The organism is Amycolatopsis taiwanensis DSM 45107 (genome assembly GCF_000519205.1).
GTDB classification, from domain to species: domain Bacteria; phylum Actinomycetota; class Actinomycetes; order Mycobacteriales; family Pseudonocardiaceae; genus Amycolatopsis_E; species Amycolatopsis_E taiwanensis.
This window is the reverse complement of record NZ_JAFB01000026.1, coordinates 108,143-125,855: the sequence shown is the minus strand read 5'-3', so window position 1 is coordinate 125,855 and position 17,713 is coordinate 108,143. Positions and strand designations below refer to the sequence as shown.

Here is a 17,713-nt window from a genome sequence, read left to right as displayed (position 1 = left end):
CGAAACGTAAAGCTCGATACGACTACCAGCTCTAGTCTCGTGTCGGTTGCAGGCGACGCACTTCGGTCAGGAATCGGTGGTTCCCTCGGTGAGGTTGCGGAGGCTTGTGGCGACGGTGTCAAGGAGGGCTTCGACGCAGTCTGCGTAGGCCCGGTCGCTGGGGGGTGATGCGAACAGGGCTTCGAGTTGGTCGTCGTCGTTCAGTGCTCGCGCTGTTATGAAGCGGGCGGCCCAGACGACGGCTGGGTGGACGTCGTTGATGTCCCGGTCTTGTCCGGTTTCTTCGTTGTAGAACGTGAATCCGCGGTGGGCCTTGTTGCGGAGGTCTGGCCAATTGGCGATGAGGGCGTCAGCCCAGAGGGTGGCGGCTTCGGGGATGGTTTCGGTGCCGTGGGTCTGGATGAGTTCGGTCATGGATCTGTCGACGGCGTCTTGGTCCTTTTCCATGGCGTGGAAGAGGGCTTCTATGGCGAGGCGTCGCCAGGGCGGTGGTGTGGTCGCCATGCGGTCTCCTGGCGGTCCTTGGCGCAGGGTGGGGGGTTCGACACCAGATGCCGGCTGCTGGTTGGCCGCTGGTTTTCTTGCCCTCCCGTAGGTTTATACCGCACCTTGACCAGGAGCGCGGGTTACCGCGATCGTGGGGTTTCGGGGAGGCCGATGGGCAGGGTCGCGGCCAGGCCCCAGGCGTGGCGGCCGTCGAGCCTTTCCGTGGCGAGGCCGTAGCCGTCGGCCAGCCGGGCAAGCGTTTGTGCGGCCTGTTCCAGCACTGGCAAGCTCGCCGCCGCGACGCGCATGGTCGCGTCTGTGCGGGTCGCGGTGGCCGACCGGCTTGTGGTGACCGAGATCGTCACCGCCGCGTGTGGCGCCGCCGCGAGCAGGCCGCGTACCACCTGCGGCGCGAACGCCGCGGAAAGGCGTGCCCAGCCGCCGAGCCGGAACGTCGCCTGCGCGATCGGCCCGCTGTGCCAGAGCCGCCACTCCTCCCGCACTCGGCCCCGGCCCGCGGTGACGTGCGCGAGCGAGGCGACCGTGCCACAGAACTCGCGCTCGCCCAGCGCGACGGTGGACAGGCCGTCCCGGCGGAGTCGCCGCCGCACCCGCCGCAGCGCGTTGCCGAGCTCCCGCCGGATGTCGGTGTCCTGATGCACGTCGATCGTGCGAAGCGCCTGCAGAGCGACCCACACCCGCGGCGCCTGCCCGCCGCCCGGACCGACGTGGTGGATCACTTGCACGGCGAAGGCCAGGCCACGCTCGTCGGACGGCGGCAGCATCGCCTCGGCGGGCGGCAGCGGACCCGGTGCGGGTTGCAGGACCGCGCTGATTCCCGCCGCGCGGCTGACCAGGAAGACCTGGTCGCCGTCGAGAGTGTCCTCAAACCCCTTTGTTTCCGGCGCGATCGACCTCAACAGCGCTCCGCCGGCGGCGCCCGGCAAGTCGCGATCACGTCGACGCGACAGGTAACCGTAGGAAAGGATCAGCCATTCGTAGGCCCAGCGGCCGCGGATTCGCGCCGCGGTGATCGCCACGACGACAAAAGATCCAAAAGCGACGGAACCGGTCGTGGCCCATGAGCGGCCGATGGTGAGGGCGAGCGCCAGTACCGCGAGCTCACAGCAGATGATCTGGACCACCCGGACGGTGGTCGGGCGCCGTTCACGGCGTCGGGACGGCGTTGGTTTCGCCGGAGTAACCGGTATTTCGCGCGATGCGGTCGTTGGCGTGGTGCTCGACCACTGTGGGCTCGCCCACTGCGAACTCGCCTGGGCCGAACTAGCCGCTGACAATGCGGCCACCGCGGCCGCACGAGCCGCTTCGCGCGAGCCCGCCGCGGCGGAGCTCGCGGTGCCATACGGAGTCGGCTGCGCGGCGGGAACTGCCTGCGGTGGTGCGGGCAAGTGCCGTGGTAATGCCTGGGGCGCGCCAAGATGAGTCACCGGAATTCCTCCTCGAGCCGTCCCCGCCCAGCTTTCCGGGAGAACCTGAGTTTTCGGTGACAGGGTTTTCGGTTGCCGGCCCGGTTTTGCCGCCAGATGTATCCGCCGTGTATCCGGCGCCGCTACGATCCCGACGTGGCGATGGATCTGTCCAGTTCGAGACTGCGGCGCTTCCTCGGCGCGGCGGTGCGCAGCCGTGCCGCGGTGGTCGTGGTCGCGTGCTGCGTCGCGGCGGTCTGCATGGCCCTCACCGGCAACGTGCCGCTGCCGCCGAGCCTTCAGTTCATCCAGGTCGGCCACTGGGTCTACAACACCGCGTCCCAGTCCACGTACCACGTGGACGGTGCCACTGGCCAGGTGGACGCGCGGGCAAGCGTGCCCGGTGTTGCGCAGGGCAGCCAGGTGACGCAGGGAGCTCGCTCCGGGTACGTCGTCGAGCGGACCCGCATCACCGAATTCAGCAAGTCGACGCTCAGCGTGGAGAACAGCGCGACCCCGCCCGCCACCGAGGAACCGGTGGTGCTGGAGGTCGCCGGCGGTCCGTACCTCGTCTACCGCAACGCTGGGCAGATCGTCCGGCTCGGCGATCCAATGGCGACCGTCGCCGCGGGCGGGCCGGTGTCCGACCCCGTCGCGACCTCCGATGGGACGGTGTGGATTCACCGCATCGACAACGGCGCGATCTGCGAGCTGCCGAAGGACGCGACGCTGCCGTCCTGCCCCGCGCGCCTGCCACAGGGCCACGACGGAGCGCTGTCCGTTGTCGACGATCAGCTCGTCGTGATCGACACGACCGCCGACACGCTGAGCCCCGTCGGCACGGATGGGCTCGGCGACGCAGCCAACATCGGCGTCGATCTGCGCTCTACTGTCCAGGTCGCGAACAGCACCGTCGACGGGCGGCTCGCCGTCGCCGATCCTGACCAGAGCCAGTTGCATCTCATCGACGCCTCCGGGCTGCTGAAGGACAGCCCGGTCGTCAAGCCCGTATCGGTCGGCCTGCCCGCCGGGAGCCGGTTCGCCGGGCCGGTCGCCACCGCACACACCGTGGTGCTGGTGGACCAGACCCGGAACGACGTGCTCACCTACGACAGCACCGGCGCGTTGAAGAGCACGAAGAAGATTCCCGGCTCAGGTGGTGCGTCGAAGCCCGCCGCCGGTCAGGACGGGCGGATCTACGTCGACAACCCGGACGGCTCGCACGTGCTGGTGGTGGACGGCAAGAACGGCTCCACCGCCGACGTGGACGTCGACGCTCAGTCTCACCGCACGCCGAACCCGGGCCCGCAGACCGAGACCCAGCAGCAAGCGCCGCCACCTGCCGCGCCACCGCCCGCCGGCCCGCCGACCACCGCGTCCGCGACAGTGCCGGGCGCGCCGAGGGGGGTCAGCGCGACCGTCGGCGGCAACGGTTCGGTGAAGGTGTCGTGGTCGGCCGCGCCGAGCAACGGATCGCGAATCACCAGATACGTCGTCTCCTGGCCGGGTGGTTCGACCACCGTCGACGGATCGTCGGCGAGCACGACACTAACCGGTCTGACCAGTGGAAAGTCCTACGTGATCAGCGTGGCCGCGGAGAACTCGGCGGGTCGCGGCCCCGCCGCCAGCGCCAAATCGGTCACGCTCGGGCAGCCCGCGGACGCGCCCGTCGTGACCGCGAACGTCAGTTCGGGCCGGGTCTCGGTGTCCTGGACGGCGCCCAACCTGCATGGCGCGGACCTGGTGAACTACCAGGTGTCCGTTTCCGGCCAGGGCAGCCGCTCGGTGTCGGGCACCTCCACGACGCTCACCGGGCTGACGGGCACCGTCACCGTGACCGTCCGAGCACTTACCAAGTACGGCTCGGGCTCGCAGCTCACCGGTGCCGCCGGTACGAAGCAGGTCACGATCCCGGCCGGTCCACCGACCGTGAAGATCGTCAAGGTTCATGGCGCATCTCAAGGCGGCAACCTGGTCGTCACCGTCGACGCCAACGCGAACGGTGCGGCCGCGACCTGCATGGCGACCTTCATCAATGTCAACTCCGCCTGGGTGCCGTGCAACGGCATCACCACCATCACGTTCAACAGTGCGTTCTGGGCGGGTTCGGTGCCGGTCAAGGCGACCATCAAGAACTCGGAGGGCACCGGCACGGATAGCTGGCTGGGCGACCCGGGGGCGGGCTTCGTGTTCCTGCTCTTCCCGACCGCGCTGCTGGCCGGAACCCGCTCGAAAAGCCTGTGGAAAAGCCAGAAAGGTAAGTCGTGACCCTGACGCCGAAAGCGGCCTACGACCTCATCGCCGACAACGTGCAGACAGTGCTGCGCGGCCAGGCCGACACCGTCCGGCTGGCCGTCGCGGCGTTGTTCGCCGAGGGGCACCTGCTGATCGAGGACGTGCCCGGGGTCGGGAAGACCACCTTGGCCCGCTGCATCGCGGCCAGCATCGGTGGCCGGTGGAGCCGGATCCAGTTCACGCCGGACCTGCTGCCCGGGGATATCACCGGCGTGATGGTGTACCACCAGGGCGCCGAGCAGTTCCAGTTCCACCCCGGCGGGATCTTCGCGAACGTGGTGCTGGCCGACGAGATCAACCGGGGCACGCCCAAGACGCAGGCCGCGCTGCTGGAGGTGATGGCCGAGCACCGGGTGACGGTCGACTCGGTCAGTCAGGACGTGCCGCGGCCGTTTTTCGTTGTGGCGACGCAGAATCCGATCGAGATGGAGGGCACCTACCGGCTGCCGGAGGCGCAGCTGGACCGGTTCCTGATGCGGCTGTCGGTCGGGTATCCCGAGCATGACGCCGAGGTGATGGTGGTGATGGGCGACTGCGCCGGGATCACCCCGAACGAGCTGCGGCCGGTGCTCGACATCGCCGCGTTGCAGCAGGTCATAACCCAGGTGCGCAAGTCCCATCTGGCGCCGGAAATCGTCTCGTACGCGGTCCGGCTGGCCGCGGCGAGCCGGACGCATCCGGCGATCCGGTACGGGGCGAGCCCGCGTGGCAGCATCGCGTTGATCCGCGCGGCGCAGGCGCTCGCCGCCACGCACGGGCGTGAGTACGTGACGCCGGATGATGTGAAGGATGTGGCTCATCCGGTGCTCGGGCATCGTCTGGTGCTGACCCCCGACGCGGAGCTGAACCAGCGGCAGACCCGTGAGGTGGTGGACGAACTGCTGGCCGACACCGCCGCGCCGACTGTCGCGAGTGGACGGTAAGCGTGCGGCTCACCCGCCGCGGCGTCGCCGTGCTCGTCGGCGCCGTGTGTTGTTACCTGGTAGGGGAACTGGCTGGGTACCCGTTTTTCCGGGCCGTTGCCGGGGTCTTGCTGGGCGCCGTGCTCGCGGCCGTGGTGGCGACGGTTTTCCGGCCGAAGGTGGAGATCGAGCGGTCGGTGCAGCCGGACCGGCTGGAGCGGGGCACACCGGCGTTGGCGACTTTGGTGGTGCGCAACGAAACTTCCCGACGACAGGGCGGTTTCGCCGCGGATGACCGGGCGGGGGCCCAGACGCGCAAGGTTTGGGTGCGCCCGCTCGCGCCCGGCGCGGAGGCCACGTACCACTACGAGCTGCCGACGTTTCGGCGTGGGCGGGTCCAGGCAGGACCGTTGGCGCTGAACCGTTTTGACCCCTTCGGCCTTGCCCAGGGCGACCGGACCGTGGGCAGTACCGCTTTTCTGTGGGCGTATCCGCGATTGCATCCGGCGCGTCCGGTGCGTGCCGGACATCCGCGGCACCACCATGACGGGCCGATCACCGATCCGCCGCTGCGTGGTTCGGCGGATCTGCGGGAAGTCCGGCAATATGTGATCGGGGATGAGGTTCGGTATCTCCACTGGAAGGCAACGGCCCGGACCGGCCAGCTGATGGTACGCGACTATGCGGATCCTGCGCAGCCTCGCTTCACGACGGTGCTCGATACCCGCCCTGGTGCGATGAGTCCGGCCATGTTCGAGGAGGCCGTCGAGGTGGCGGCGTCGTTGTTGTACGCCTCGGCAATGGCGGGTCAGCATTGTCGCTTGATCACCCCGGCCGGCCTGGACACCCCGGTAGACAGCGGTTTGCGGGTGGTACGAACGTTGCTGGACCAACTGTGCCTGATGGCGCAGGACGCTCGAGATGACGAGCCCTTGATGCCGGTGGCCACGGTGACCGCCGCCAGGCCGGGCGGCGTGCTGGCCGTGATCACTGGCCCGGTCGCGGATTTGGGCGCGGCCCGCCGATGGCGCCCGGACACGGTCATCCGGCTGGGTGTGCCGTCGTCATCGGGGCTGGGGTGGATCGGCGCCCCGGATGCCGCCGGTGCAGTCGCGGTGTGGAATGCCTTGGGGGCCAAGTGACGCTGAACCGCCCTGCGGTGGCCGGGGTGCTCGCCGCTACCGCCGTCGCCGGACTGCTCTTCGCTCCGGTGTTCGGCTTGGTGCCGGTACTCGTCCCCGTCCTCGTGGTCGTTCTCGTCGGATACGGCTGGGTCGAGCTGTCCGCGCGCTGGCCGGGTCTGCTGCCGTGGCGGCCGGTTCTGGTGGCGCTGACCGGCTTGCTCGGGCTGACGGAGGCGGTGTTGTTCGCGACCACGGCGGCCGGGCTGCCTACGGTGGCGACGCTGCGGGCACTGGAAAGCGGATTGACGAGAAGCTGGCTGCTCACCCTCCAGTCCACCCTGCCTGCCAGGCCGGACGCCGAGCAGTTGCTGTTCGTCCCGCTGGCGGTGCTGCTCGCGGTGGCCGTCAGCCTGGAACTGTTGCTGCGCTGGCGAAAACCGCTCCTCGCGCTGCTGCCGAGCCTGGCCGTCGCCGGGCTCTCCCAGGCATATTTTGCGCTGCCCGGCGTCTCCGCTCTCCTGGCCGCGGTCGCGTACCTGGCCCCGGCGGGCCTGCTGATGCGGGCCGAGCGCACGGTCCGGTCAACCGACCGTCCGGCGCGGCGGCCAACCGGTGCCGGCGTGCTGCTGGCGGTGCTCACGGTGATCGCGGTCCTGGCCGGAGCCGTCGCGCTCGGCAGCCTTGACCCGGCCGGGCGTGCGCCCTACCGCCTCGCGGACAGCCACCCCGCGCCGCCGCCGCAAAACCAGCTCACCAATCCGCTGGACGAGATCGGCGCGCGATTGAGCGACCCCGGCGAAGAGGTGTTCCGCTATCGCAGCGACACCGCGGTCGACCGGTGGCGGTTGATCACGTTGGACGGTTTCGACGGCGTGAACTGGACGGCCGACACGCGGCTGCAACGCATGGGGGCGCGACTCCACGGCGTCGCGGGCGCCGCCGAGAACACGGCCGACGTGCGGGTGGGCGAGGAGTCCGGGCCGTGGCTGCCGAGCCAGGCGAACCCGGTCGCAGTGGACGGTGTGGCCTCGCTGGTGGACCAGTCCGCGGGCACGCTGTTGCTGGACCAGCCGGTGGCGTCGAGCTACCGGCTGACCTGGTCGGCGCCCGAGGTCGACTCCGCCCGCCTCGCCGCCGCGCCGGTCGACACGCAGGCGGCCGGGGGGCTCGGGGATCTTGGTGTCGTGCCAACGGAAATCAGCGCGCTGGCCACCGACGCGCTGCATGGCTTGCGCCCCACTTTCCAGGCGGCACTGCAACTCGAGCGGTACCTGAGTGAGCACTACCAGGTCGCGGTCGGTGACGATCTGCCGACCGGGCACGGATGGCCGCAGCTGCAACAGTTTCTCCTCGATACCAAACGTGGGACGAGCGAGCAGTTCGCGGCGGCGTACGTGGCGCTGGCCCGGATCGTGGGCATCCCGGCCCGGCTCGTGGTCGGCTATCGCGGCTCGAGCGAGGTCCAGGATGGCTTCCACATCGTGCGAAACCGCGATGTGGTGGCGTGGCCGGAGGTCGCGGTCACCGGAGTGGGCTGGGTTCCCCTGGACCCGGTGCGGAACGCGGTCCAGGCGGGCCAGGCACAGTCCGGCCTCGCGAAGGCGGCAGCGCAGGCAAGGGCCCAACTGCCGCCGGAAAACAAGCTGAGCCCGCCACAGCTGCCGCCGGGTGGCCAGGACGACGCCGCCGGTGCGACGACGGGTATGGGTTCCTGGCTCTGGTGGACGGTCGGTGCTGTGGGCCTGGCCTTGATCGTGGCCCGGCTGGCGGGTGTCCCGCTGGCGAAGGCCGTCCGCGCGCTCCGTCGTCGAAGGAGGCAGGGGGTGCTGGGCGCGTGGGCGGAGGTGCGCGACAGGCTTACCGCACACGGTGTCCCGTACCGGATCGGCATGACCCCGCGGGACTTGGCGGACGCCGCGCACTCGACGCTGGGCGGGCGGATTCGGGAGCCGATGGGGCGGCTGGCCCAGGTGCTGGATGCCGCTTTGTGGTCCGGTGCCCCGGTGCCTGATGGCGCGGCCGGGCATGCGTGGGAGGAGGTCCGGGCGGTACGCCGCAGCCTCGCCGGGCGTCCGTTGGGTGCCCGGTTGCGGGCGGCGTTGGAAGCCCGGACTTTGCGGCGTCAATAGCGGGGGTGCGCCAGGGCCTGTGTTCGGCAAGAGGAGAAGTCACGCCGGCTCCGGAGGCCGGTCGCCCAATTGCGGGGCCACCAAGAAGGTAATGGAGGCAGTGCCCGGGCGATGGTGTTGTCTGTCCGGTGCTGACGCCCTGCGGGATTATGCGGCTTGTTGGTATTCGGGTGGAGGTGCGTGCGCGAGATTGCGCATGGGTTTTCGCTGTTCGTCGATCCAGGGTGGCGGGATGAATTCGGGCAGATGCCCGTTCATCCTTACCTCCCAGGCCGTGTGGTGCGCCATCCTATGGTGGCGAGTGCACAACAGTACGAGATTGTCGACATCGGTGCGCTTGTCCACCGACCACGCCACCACATGATGCGGCGTCGTCCACTTAGGACCACGGGTGCAGCCCGGCCACGCGCACCCGCCGTCTCGGGCGGTGAGGTAGCGGCGTTGGGCGGGGGTGGCGAACCGGGAGGCGTCCCCGACGTAGAGGGGTGCGGCATTGTTGCCGAAGATCGCGGGTACCATCTTGGACTCGCAGGCGAGGCGGCGGAGTGCGTCGATGCTGGTCAGTCCGGGGACGTTGAGGAGGGCTTGCTGGACACGGTCCTCCAGTTCCGCCAGTGTGACGGTCACGATCATGACCGCGCGTTCGCCGCCTTGGGTGGACAGTTCGTCGCAGCGGGCGGCCAGGGCAATGATCTCGGCCAGCGCGTCTCCGGCCCGTTCGGCGGCGGTGCGGGTATCGTGTTCGCCGGTTGCGGGATTCTTGTGTGGTTTGGCCAGCGGCCCGAGTAGTCCGTCGAGTTCTTCGGCGGTTTCGGCGTCGAGTTCGCCCTTGAAGCGGATGCTGCCGTCCTTGCGGTGGGTGATGTCCAGTCGGCGTGGCGGGTTGACCTGCTCGCGGTCCTTGTCCTCCGGTGGCGCGGTGTCCTGTTCCCAGATCGCGTGTAACCGGCGGCAGGCTTTCCGCACCGCCTCGGGCCCGGCCTGCCGAGCCAGCTCCACCAGAATCCGCTCATCCGCCTCGCGCTGCTCGGCGGGAATTTCCGTGGGGCAGGCCTGAAAGATCGCGGTGATCGCGTGAACGTGCTCTGCGTTGATATCCCCAGTGGCCAGGGCTTCACCGGTGGCGGACAGGGGCGGCGGTTGTGGCACCCCGGTCAGCGACGAGGACGGCATGATGGCCGCCGCATGCTCGATCCGCTGTCTGGCCTCCCGCCCGGAGATTCGCAACGCATCCGTCAGGAACGCGGACGTGTCCTTGAACCCCAACGATTTTGCCAGCCCACGCTGCTCGATCTCGCCGACGATCGCGAGCATCTCCGCATAGCCGGTCCGCAGCTTTTCCTCGCACGCCACCATAATCGTGGCGAGATCCCCATCGGGGACCTGCCACAACCGGGAAGTGGGAGTCTGCTCGGACACGCTTCCATAATATATCGTTTCGGGCTTGTGTTCGACACACGTTCGAGTGAATGTGCTGCGGGTACGTGCAAGCGGCCACAAGCAAAATCAGAAGCGCTGTCCCTTGAGCGAGGCAGCGCTTCTCGACGCGGCTCCTGCGGTTGATCAGGGTGTTTCGTTGGCGAGTTTTGGCTTTGACAAGGGCGTGGGCGATGGTGAGGGCTTCGGTGGCGGTGAGGGTGTATCCGACCGAGTTGGGTTCGCTAAGCAGGATGCGTGGCGCGGTTTCTCGTGTGTGTTGCTCCAGGTCGACGCGGAGCAGAGGAGGTTCGAAGTACCACGAGTCGTTTGGGCGTTGGCAGTGGACCGGGTCGTTGATGGTCAGCGGGACGGCCGCGAGTTCCTGATCCGGCCGGTGTATCCGGTCTTCGGGGAAGTCGGTGTCGGTGTGGGTGATGGCGCACCAGGGTGGGCACGGGTGACTCTGCCAGAAGGGCAGGGGCATAGAATCACTCATGGGTCGACTCCTTATCAGTCGATCAAGGCCCTCGGTTGGTGTTGGCGCACCGCCGGGGGCCGTCTTGTTTTACGGGCTTTGTCCTACGCTTGTTATTCGTTTTTTGAGTCTAATCTGGTGACTATCTCGCTCGGGTTGTGATTGTTGTAGCCCGTTTCGTAAAGGTTGCGTCAGGGGTTGCAGACCCCGCCGCGAACCGGGACGGGGTCGGTCGTGTAGATGTGGGCGCCGTCCGTGGCGCGGAGCTGGAAGCAGTACTTGCGTGCCGGGTCGACGTTGACCGTCATGGTGTGGCGGCGGTTGGCCACCAACGTCATCGGGTCGAGGCGTTCGCCCGCGACGACGACGGTGAAGTCGAGGTCGCCGTCGGCGCTCCAGCTCAGCTGGATCTGCGTGCCCAGGTCGGTCGGTGGGGCCAGCACGAGATGCACGTCCGACGGCGACGCGGGCATCGTCGATGCCGAGCCGGGCACTGACGACACCGGGGCCTGCGACGTCTCGGACGCGGGCGCGCCGGTCTGGCCGGCCGAATCGTCCTGCGTGACGATGATCGGTACCACGATGAGCCCCGCGATCACGACGCCGAGGCCCACCAGGACAGCAGGCCGCCACTCGATCCGCGCGCGTTTGTCCTTTGTGGACGAGTCCGCCCCGCCGACGGAGTAGACGAGGGTGCGCCCGGTAGGCGGGACGGGCCCGGTGGCCGGGGTGGCCGCGGCGGTCACGCTGGTCTCGACGGGTGGGGTAGTCGTGGCGGCTGAGGCGGTTGCGGTAACCCCGACCGGCCCGGTGGCCGGGGTGGCTGTGGTAACCGAGGTGTCTGCGGTGTTCGCCGGGGCTGCGGCGGCCGCGGTGGTTGCGGTGGTTGCGGGGCCGGGGGCGGGCGTGGTGGTTGCGCCGACCGCGGCGGTCGCGGTGACCGATGGGGACGTGGCGACTGTGGCGACCGGGGCCGGGGGTAGTGATTCCGTCGACTGGTCCGGTCGCGCCTGGACTTGCTGAGCCGACTGCACCGTTCGCACGGCCTCAGCAGGCTGCACCGTTCGCACGGCCTCAGCAGGCTGCACCGTGCGCACGGCCTCAGCGGGCTGCACCGTTCGCACGGCCTCAGCGGGCTGCACCGTTCGCACGGCCTCAGCGGGCTGCCGGGGCTCGGTCTGCTGCCGGGGCTGAGTCGGCTGCTCGGGTTGGACTGGTTCCGTGGGGTGGACCGATCGCGCCGGCTGGACTGGCTGTGCCGACTGGACTGGCTGTGCCGACTGGACTGGCTGTGCCGACTGGACTGGCTGTGCCGCCTGGACTGGCTGTGCTGGCCCGGTTTGTGGCGCGGGCCGGGCTGGTTGGTTCGGTCCGGCGGCCTGGATTGGTCGGGCCGGCTGGTTCGGCGCGGGCTGGGCTGGTCGCGGGGGTTGACTCGGTCCCGCGAAGCTGGCCGGTTGCGGCGGCCGGGGATGGGTGGCCGGAGCTGGTTGCGCCGGGTAGGCCGGCGCAAACCCGTTCCGAACCGGCCAGGACTGTGTGGGGCCGGTCTGCTGCGCTGCCTGCCCTGGCCAGGGCTGCATTGAACGCCCTGATTGCACCGGTTGCCCCGGCCACGGCTGCCCTGACCACACTGGCCAAGGCTGCTGTCCCGGCGCCGCCGCCGCCCCCGCCCCGGCAGATCCCGCCGCGGCCTGGCCGGCGAAGTCGTCGAACTCGACCTCTTCCCTGGCCCGGCCTCCAGTCACTGCGTGGTACATCTGCCCTAGCGTCCTCGCCACGGTTGCCGCGTCCTGGGGCCGCTTCGCCGGGTCCTTCGCCAGTAGCTGACCGACCACCTCGGACAGTCCAGTTGGGACATCGGGCACCCGCAAGGCCGGCACCGGATCGCGCAGGACCTGGAGGATTCGTTCGCTGGGCAGTTGCCCCGTGCGCTTCGGGAACGGGGGTGCGCCCGTCAGCGCCGCATAGAGCACCGCGCCGAGGCCGTACAGGTCAGCCGCTTCCGACAGCGCGTCATCTCGGAGCGCTTCGGGGGCCACGTACTCCACGGCATACATCGGATCCCGCGGAAAACGCCTGCGCAGTGCCTGGCCGAAGTCAGCCACGACCAGTTCACCGGAGGCGCGATAAAGCACGTTGTGCGGCGTAACCCCACCATGCACCACACCCGCCTCGTGCGCTTCAGCCAGCGCGGTCGCCACCGTCCAGCCAACAGCCAGCGCATACTCCGGCGGCATCGGCTTCCCCAGCAACCCTGCCACCGAACCCCGGCACAGCTCCATTCGCACCGCCGACCGGCCGTCCGGCGCCTCGATCACCTCGTCGATCGCCAGCACCGGCCGCTGCGACCGCACCGTGCCCAGCGCCTTCCGCTCACGGTCCAGCGCCTTCGTGGTCTCGCGGTCGAACCCGCCCGGAAAGACCTTAACCGCGACCTCGGCGCCGTTCACCCACCCCGCGTAGACCGTCGCGACCGGCCCCTCGCCGAGCAGCCTCATGCCACTGCTCTCGATGCTCATGACCCCATTCTCCAGCAGAACGCCCGCGCACACCCCAAGAACGTGCCGCACGGCAGGTTCCTGCCTTCACCGCCCGGAAAATCGTCGCAGCGCCGAACCTGGTCCCATGCAGACAGCCGGTCTCATCAGGATCACGATCGCCGCCCCGAGGCGACGAATCGACATGGCGCTGCCCGAGCACGCGAGCCTCGCCGAACTGCTGCCCGGCCTGCTGGCCCGCGCCGGTGAGGGGCTGGCCGACGAGGGCGTCCCCGGCGGCGGCTGGCAGCTGCGCCGAGCCGACGGGACTTCCTTCGACCTCGGCCGCACGCTCGCCGCGCACCGCGTCCGGGACGGCGAGATCCTCCACCTGGCCAGCGCACGCACCAACTGGCCCGAGCCCGAATACGACGACGTCGTCGACGCGATCGCCACCGGCGCCACCCACACCGGCCGGGCCTGGGGGCCGCGGCACACCCGGCTCGCGGGCCTGGCCGTGGGCGCCACGACGATCCTGCTCGGTCTGGTCCCGGTATTGCGCGCCGGACCCCCGTGGCCGGCGCCGGCCTCCTGGGCGCTCGGCGTCGCCGGAATGCTCCTGGTCGCGGGCGTCGTGCTGGCCCGCGCGGTCGGCGACGCCGAAGCGGGCGCGGCCATCGCCGCCCCCGCGTTGCCGTTCGCGTTCATCGGCGGGGGCCTGGTGCTCGCCGGTGGCTACGCGGTGACCGACCTATCGGCCGGGCACCTCATCCTCGCGGGCGTCGCGCTTTCGGCGGCCGCGCTGGTCGGCTACCTCGGCGTCGCCGCCGCGCAGACCCTGTTCGCCGGGGCGGCCACCGCCGGTCTGCTCGCCGTGCTCGGCGGAATCCTCGCCGAGGCCGCCGACCTGCCAGGTCGCCAGGCCGCGGGGGTCGTCGCCGCGGCGGTGCTGGTGTTGTCCATCGGGTTCGCGCCGCTGGCGTTGCGGCTCGGCAAGGTGCCGATGCCGGTGCTGCCGCGTTCGACGGCGGACCTGGTCCGAGATGATCCACCGCCGCCGATCGACCGGGTCCACGCCGCGGTTGCCAGGGCGGACGGGCTGCTCACCGGCATGCTCGCCGGGGCGTCCGCGGTGGTGATGTGCTGCGAGGTGCTGCTGATCCGCGGCGGCGGGGGAGGCTCGGTGACGCTCGTCGCGGTCCTCTCGGCCGGTTTTCTGTTACGGGCCAGGTTGTATCCGACGCTGCGACAACGAATCCCCTTACTGGCGACCGGAATCTTCGGCGCGGCCTGCCTGGTCGTCGGCACGGCAGGCGCGATGCCGCTGGTGTCCGCGGGTGCACTGCTCCTCGCCGTGGCGGCGGGCGTGATCGCGACGGGCAGCCTGCTGTCCACCCGCGCCGCGAACCCCTATCTCGGCCGGATCGCCGAGTACTCCGAGATGTTGCTGATGGCCGCGCTCGTGCCCGTGACGTGCTGGGTGCTCGAGCTGTACGGCTTCGTGCGCGGGCTGGGGGGCTGAGCACGTGGCGTCGAAACGTGATCAACTCCAGGCGTACCAGTTCCTCGTCCAGCGGGCGATTTCCGCGTTGGTGACCAGGGAGACCGACCCGCAACAACCGCCGTTCCGCCGTCCCGCAGGCGCGGCGTTCGTCGGCATCGCGCTGGCCATCATATCGCTGGCGTGTGTCGGCGTGTATGGGATGATCGTGCCGGGCGGCAACAACTCCTGGCGCACGCAGTCCGCGGTGATCGTCGAGAAGGAGACCGGCACACAGTACGTGTATCTCAACGAGAAGCTGTACCCAGTCGCGAACTACGCGTCCGCGTTGCTGCTGCTCGGCGATTACCGGTCGACTGTGGAGGTTTCGCGGAATTCGCTGGAGGGCGTGCCGAGGGGGCCGAGGATCGGTATCGCGGGCGCGCCGAATGGGTTGCCCGCGGCGGAAAAGCTGCTGACCGGCTCGTGGTCGCTGTGCTCGACACCGGCCAGCGACGCGTCCGGGACCGAGATCGCGCAGTCGGTGTTGATGGCGGGTGCCCAGCCGTCGGGTGGCCTCGGACTCGGCGACCAGGCGCTGCTGGTGGAGCTGGTGTCCAATGGGGACCGTTACGTGGTCTGGCGCGGGTACCGGCACAAGATCAACGACTACGGCACGGTCGGCACGGGGCTCGCGCTGACCGCCGAACCGTGGGCGAGGGTGGACCAGGCGTGGCTGGACGTGCTGCCGGAAGGCGCGCCGATCGAGCCGGTCGAGGTGGCGCAGGCGGGACAACCGTCGACGGCCGTGCCAGGGCGAACCGACATCTTGATCGGGTCGTTGCTGGTGGTACAGGCCTCTGGTGGCGGGCGGCAGTACTACCTTGCCGAACACGACGCATTGCGGCCGATCACCGAGCTGCAGTACGAAATACAGCTGGCGGACGCTCACGTGGCGCAGGCGGCGTATCCGGGTGGCGTGCCCAAGGCGCTTCCGTTGGCCCCGATGCTGGCGGCGGCTGCTCGGCGGCTCGATCCCGTCGCGGCTGCGGCGGACGCGGCGCCGACGGCCCGGCCGTCGATCGTTCCGTTGGCAGACAACCAGGTCACGGCGTGCGCGACTTTCGATCCGGGCAACGTGACGCCCCGGGTGGTTCTCGGCGCGACGTTGCCGCCGGCCAATGCGTGGTCCACGACGACCGGGCGATCGGCCGCGGGAACCCCGTTGGCTGACCGGATTTACGTGCCGCCGGGCCGGGCCGCGCTGGTGTCGGCCCTGCCGTCCGCCGGTGCGCCTTCCGGGACCTTGACGCTGGTGACCGACATGGGGCGGCGGTATCCGCTGGCTTCTTCGGATGTGCTGAAGATGCTCGGGTACTCGGCTGCCACGCCGGTCCGGTTGCCGGGTGGGTTGGTGGCGCGGGTGCCGGAGGGGGCTGGGCTGGATCCGGTGGCGGCTCAGCGTGTGGTGTCCTGAACCCTCAGCGAGGCCGTGGTGGTCGGTGTGCACGACCTCGACTGGGAGACAGCGCTTGGGGCACGAGCAGGTTCGGCGGCCATGAGTTCTACAGGCGTCTCACGGCTCGCATCGCGTTGTCGTAGCCGTCGCCGACGGTTCCGAGCGAGGGGCGTGGGCAGCGATTGCGGAGCTACGACGCAACGCGGCCACTCGAGGTGGTCGCCTGGACTATTGGGCCTCGGTTGCGCAGTGGCATGCCGATCGGCAAGCCCGCCGCCCGAAAATAGCCAAACTCGCCGCCAACGAGCGACCGCGGCGCTATGTCCAGGACCGACGCTGGGCCACGGCATGGAGTCCAGAGCAAATCGCCCGGCTGGCTCCCCCTTGACTTCCCGTCGCTTCGCCGCCACGAGTTCGGCATGTTCGCCAGAAGAGGGTAACGCCACGGGCGGATTCGTTGTGGGTTTAGAATGGCGGCTCCGAGGTGTCGTCGCCCAAGTTGTCCTTTGTAGACTCGTCGGATTTTTCAACGGCGGGCTTGAGGATGGTCTCGGGCCGGGTGGTGTGGCCGCGTCCGGTCGGGGTCGTCACCGTCAGCTCGGCCGTCGTCTCGTCGAGGGTGAAGCGCCATCCTTCAACGTCCTTCAGTCGATGGTGCCGACGACAAAGGCAGGTGAGATTCTCCTTGGCGGTGCGGCCGTTCTTGCCGCGTCGGTAGTCACGATGAGGGTCTACATCAGACCGTTGTGCCGGTCGGCGACATCCGGCTACTCGACATTCGCGGTCCCGGACGCGGACGAACTCATCCAGGGCGGCGGGTGGCCGGTAGCGGGTGCGGCCGACGTCGAGCACGGCGCCGGAGACCGGCTCGCAGGTGACCTTCCGCCACACACTGTTCTTGTCTGCCATGATCCGGCGGGCGAGCTCGCCCGGTATGGGGCCGTGTCCTTCGAGGTGACATCCATCGTTGGTGATGCCCAGTGCCGCGTCGATGGGCACGTGCACATATACCTGGGCGAGCACGCCGGGTAGGCCCTCGTGTTTACCGAGTGCGAGGTCGGCGAGGACGTCAGCCCGTAGTTGGTCGAGTGTGCGGTCCTCGTCCTTGGTCTTCAACTTGCGGGCAATGCCATCCACCCGAACATAGATCGCCGAGGCGATTTCCGCGGGCAGGTAGGCGAAGAGTTGAGCCATTCCCTCGCCGGTATGGATCAACTCGACCCGCCGGTCCTTTCGTCGCTTCTTGGCTCGCTCCGCATACCCATCCGGGTCGATGGCGCACACCGCGTCGCGCGCCATCCTGCGTACCCTCTCCGCGTCCTTACCCGCTACCCGCCCCGCGATGTTCTCATCCACCTTACGCGCCTGCTCATCCGACAGTGCCGCCGTTACCTCACAAACCTTGCCCGCCGTACGCAGATCAATTTCCCCCGCCTCCATAGCGGCCAATAACCGAGGCAACCGGGTGGTCAACACCTCCACCGCACCGACCAAACCATCAGCGGCGTGTTTGCTGAGGGCCAGGTCGAGGGCGACCTCATCGGCCACCCACCTGCTATGACCACGGATCTTGCATAATCGGGCGAGCGCGTGAACTTGGAGGGCTTCGGCTCGGCAGATCGCTTCTCGCGCCACGGTCATGGTCTCGACCGCAGCGTCGTCGGACATGCGGACGATATCGTCGCCGCACAACGAAAACAGGTTCAACAGCATGGGGGAGTCCTTTTCTCGCAGACGGAATACCTCGATTATATCGATCAGGCGAGCGACACTCCATCGAACACAATGTGAGAATTGGGAGTCGGCCTAGGGTGCGTTTCAATGTCTTGACCTGGGTTCTGGCGAGGTCGGCGTGTCGTTGATCAAATAGGCGAGGTCTCCGGTAGATCGATCATCGACGTCGTGACGGCGTTGCAGGCGCGCGCCGACACCGCTGGGCTGATCACGTGGGATTTCAGCGTGGACTCCGCTATCAACCGGGCGCATCAGCACGCGGCGGGCGCGCGGACCGAGGGTGAGCTGCACTGCCTCACTGCG

Annotated in this window: 11 protein-coding genes and 3 pseudogenes; 8 read left to right on the top strand and 6 right to left on the bottom strand. The window is 69.1% G+C overall.

The window, feature by feature from the left end:
* Positions 1-66 precede the first annotated feature (66 nt).
* Together A3CU_RS0121145 and A3CU_RS0121140 are read right to left on the bottom strand one after the other, a co-directional pair.
* The gene (locus A3CU_RS0121145; RefSeq protein ID WP_027943997.1) at positions 67-504 is read right to left on the bottom strand and encodes a hypothetical protein; all 438 of its coding nucleotides are present in this window, start codon (positions 502-504) and stop codon (positions 67-69) included.
* 122 nt (positions 505-626) lie between these two features.
* Complete coding sequence (locus A3CU_RS0121140) at positions 627-1,631, bottom strand: type VII secretion protein EccE (protein WP_245617239.1); 1,005 nt, start codon at positions 1,629-1,631, stop codon at positions 627-629.
* A 444-nt stretch (positions 1,632-2,075) separates the two neighbouring features.
* Between A3CU_RS0121140 and A3CU_RS0121135 the strand changes: the two genes are divergently transcribed.
* Genes A3CU_RS0121135 through A3CU_RS0121120 form a run of 4 tightly spaced genes read left to right on the top strand, consistent with a single transcriptional unit; the run spans position 2,076 to position 8,363 of the window.
* Positions 2,076-4,181, top strand: a complete 2,106-nt coding sequence (locus tag A3CU_RS0121135; protein ID WP_027943995.1) for a fibronectin type III domain-containing protein — start codon at positions 2,076-2,078, stop codon at positions 4,179-4,181.
* On the top strand, positions 4,178-5,131 hold the full coding sequence (locus tag A3CU_RS0121130; RefSeq protein ID WP_027943994.1) for an AAA family ATPase: 954 nt from the start codon (positions 4,178-4,180) through the stop codon (positions 5,129-5,131). Before A3CU_RS0121135 ends, A3CU_RS0121130 begins: the two co-directional genes overlap by 4 nt.
* A 2-nt stretch (positions 5,132-5,133) precedes the next feature.
* Positions 5,134-6,252 carry a DUF58 domain-containing protein gene (locus A3CU_RS0121125; protein ID WP_027943993.1) on the top strand — a complete coding sequence of 373 codons (1,119 nt, stop codon included), beginning with the start codon at positions 5,134-5,136 and terminating at the stop codon, positions 6,250-6,252.
* Positions 6,249-8,363, top strand: a complete 2,115-nt coding sequence (locus tag A3CU_RS0121120) for a transglutaminase TgpA family protein (RefSeq protein ID WP_043841956.1) — start codon at positions 6,249-6,251, stop codon at positions 8,361-8,363. The genes A3CU_RS0121125 and A3CU_RS0121120 overlap by 4 nt, the downstream gene beginning before the upstream one ends.
* Positions 8,364-8,510: 147 nt before the next feature.
* On the opposite strand, the gene A3CU_RS0121115 is transcribed toward A3CU_RS0121120, so the two are convergent.
* The 3 genes and pseudogenes from A3CU_RS0121115 to A3CU_RS54000 all read right to left on the bottom strand — a co-directional run bounded on the left by A3CU_RS0121115 (position 8,511) and on the right by A3CU_RS54000 (position 12,779).
* Positions 8,511-9,782 (bottom strand): HNH endonuclease signature motif containing protein, encoded by a 1,272-nt coding sequence (locus A3CU_RS0121115; protein WP_043841954.1) that lies wholly within the window; start codon positions 9,780-9,782, stop codon positions 8,511-8,513.
* A 175-nt stretch (positions 9,783-9,957) separates the two neighbouring features.
* Positions 9,958-10,266 (bottom strand): annotated as a pseudogene (locus A3CU_RS55710) (DUF6907 domain-containing protein); the annotation flags it as partial.
* A gap of 182 nt (positions 10,267-10,448) precedes the next feature.
* Positions 10,449-12,779 carry a protein kinase domain-containing protein gene (locus tag A3CU_RS54000; protein WP_052371930.1) on the bottom strand — a complete coding sequence of 777 codons (2,331 nt, stop codon included), beginning with the start codon at positions 12,777-12,779 and terminating at the stop codon, positions 10,449-10,451.
* Between the two features lie 106 nt (positions 12,780-12,885).
* Here A3CU_RS54000 and eccD point away from each other — a divergent pair, with 106 nt between their 5' ends.
* From eccD to A3CU_RS51240, 3 genes and pseudogenes are all read left to right on the top strand, one after another.
* Complete coding sequence (gene eccD, locus A3CU_RS0121105; protein ID WP_027943990.1) at positions 12,886-14,259, top strand: type VII secretion integral membrane protein EccD; 1,374 nt, start codon at positions 12,886-12,888, stop codon at positions 14,257-14,259.
* A 4-nt stretch (positions 14,260-14,263) separates the two neighbouring features.
* A complete protein-coding gene (gene eccB / locus A3CU_RS0121100) occupies positions 14,264-15,694 on the top strand; it encodes a type VII secretion protein EccB (RefSeq protein WP_027943989.1) in 1,431 nt (476 codons plus the stop codon).
* 169 nt (positions 15,695-15,863) lie between these two features.
* Positions 15,864-16,049 (top strand): annotated as a pseudogene (locus A3CU_RS51240) (IS30 family transposase); the annotation flags it as partial.
* Positions 16,050-16,141: 92 nt separating this feature from the next.
* Here A3CU_RS51240 and A3CU_RS50595 read toward each other — a convergent pair.
* A complete protein-coding gene (locus A3CU_RS50595; RefSeq protein WP_063628864.1) occupies positions 16,142-17,389 on the bottom strand; it encodes an HNH endonuclease in 1,248 nt (415 codons plus the stop codon).
* A gap of 201 nt (positions 17,390-17,590) precedes the next feature.
* Between A3CU_RS50595 and A3CU_RS55705 the strand changes: the two are divergent.
* Positions 17,591-17,683: pseudogene (locus tag A3CU_RS55705) on the top strand (IS5 family transposase); the annotation flags it as partial.
* Between the last annotated feature and the right edge of the window lie 30 nt (positions 17,684-17,713).

Bases quoted from the DNA above. Each gene is read 5' to 3' on its own strand.
- A3CU_RS0121145 (WP_027943997.1), bottom strand. From the start codon at position 504: ATGGCGACCACACCACCGCCCTGGCGACGCCTCGCCATAGAAGCCCTC.
- A3CU_RS0121135 (WP_027943995.1), top strand. From the start codon at position 2,076: ATGGATCTGTCCAGTTCGAGACTGCGGCGCTTCCTCGGCGCGGCGGTG.
- A3CU_RS54000 (WP_052371930.1), bottom strand. From the start codon at position 12,779: ATGAGCATCGAGAGCAGTGGCATGAGGCTGCTCGGCGAGGGGCCGGTC.
- eccD (WP_027943990.1), top strand. From the start codon at position 12,886: ATGCAGACAGCCGGTCTCATCAGGATCACGATCGCCGCCCCGAGGCGA.
- A3CU_RS50595 (WP_063628864.1), bottom strand. From the start codon at position 17,389: ATGCTGTTGAACCTGTTTTCGTTGTGCGGCGACGATATCGTCCGCATG.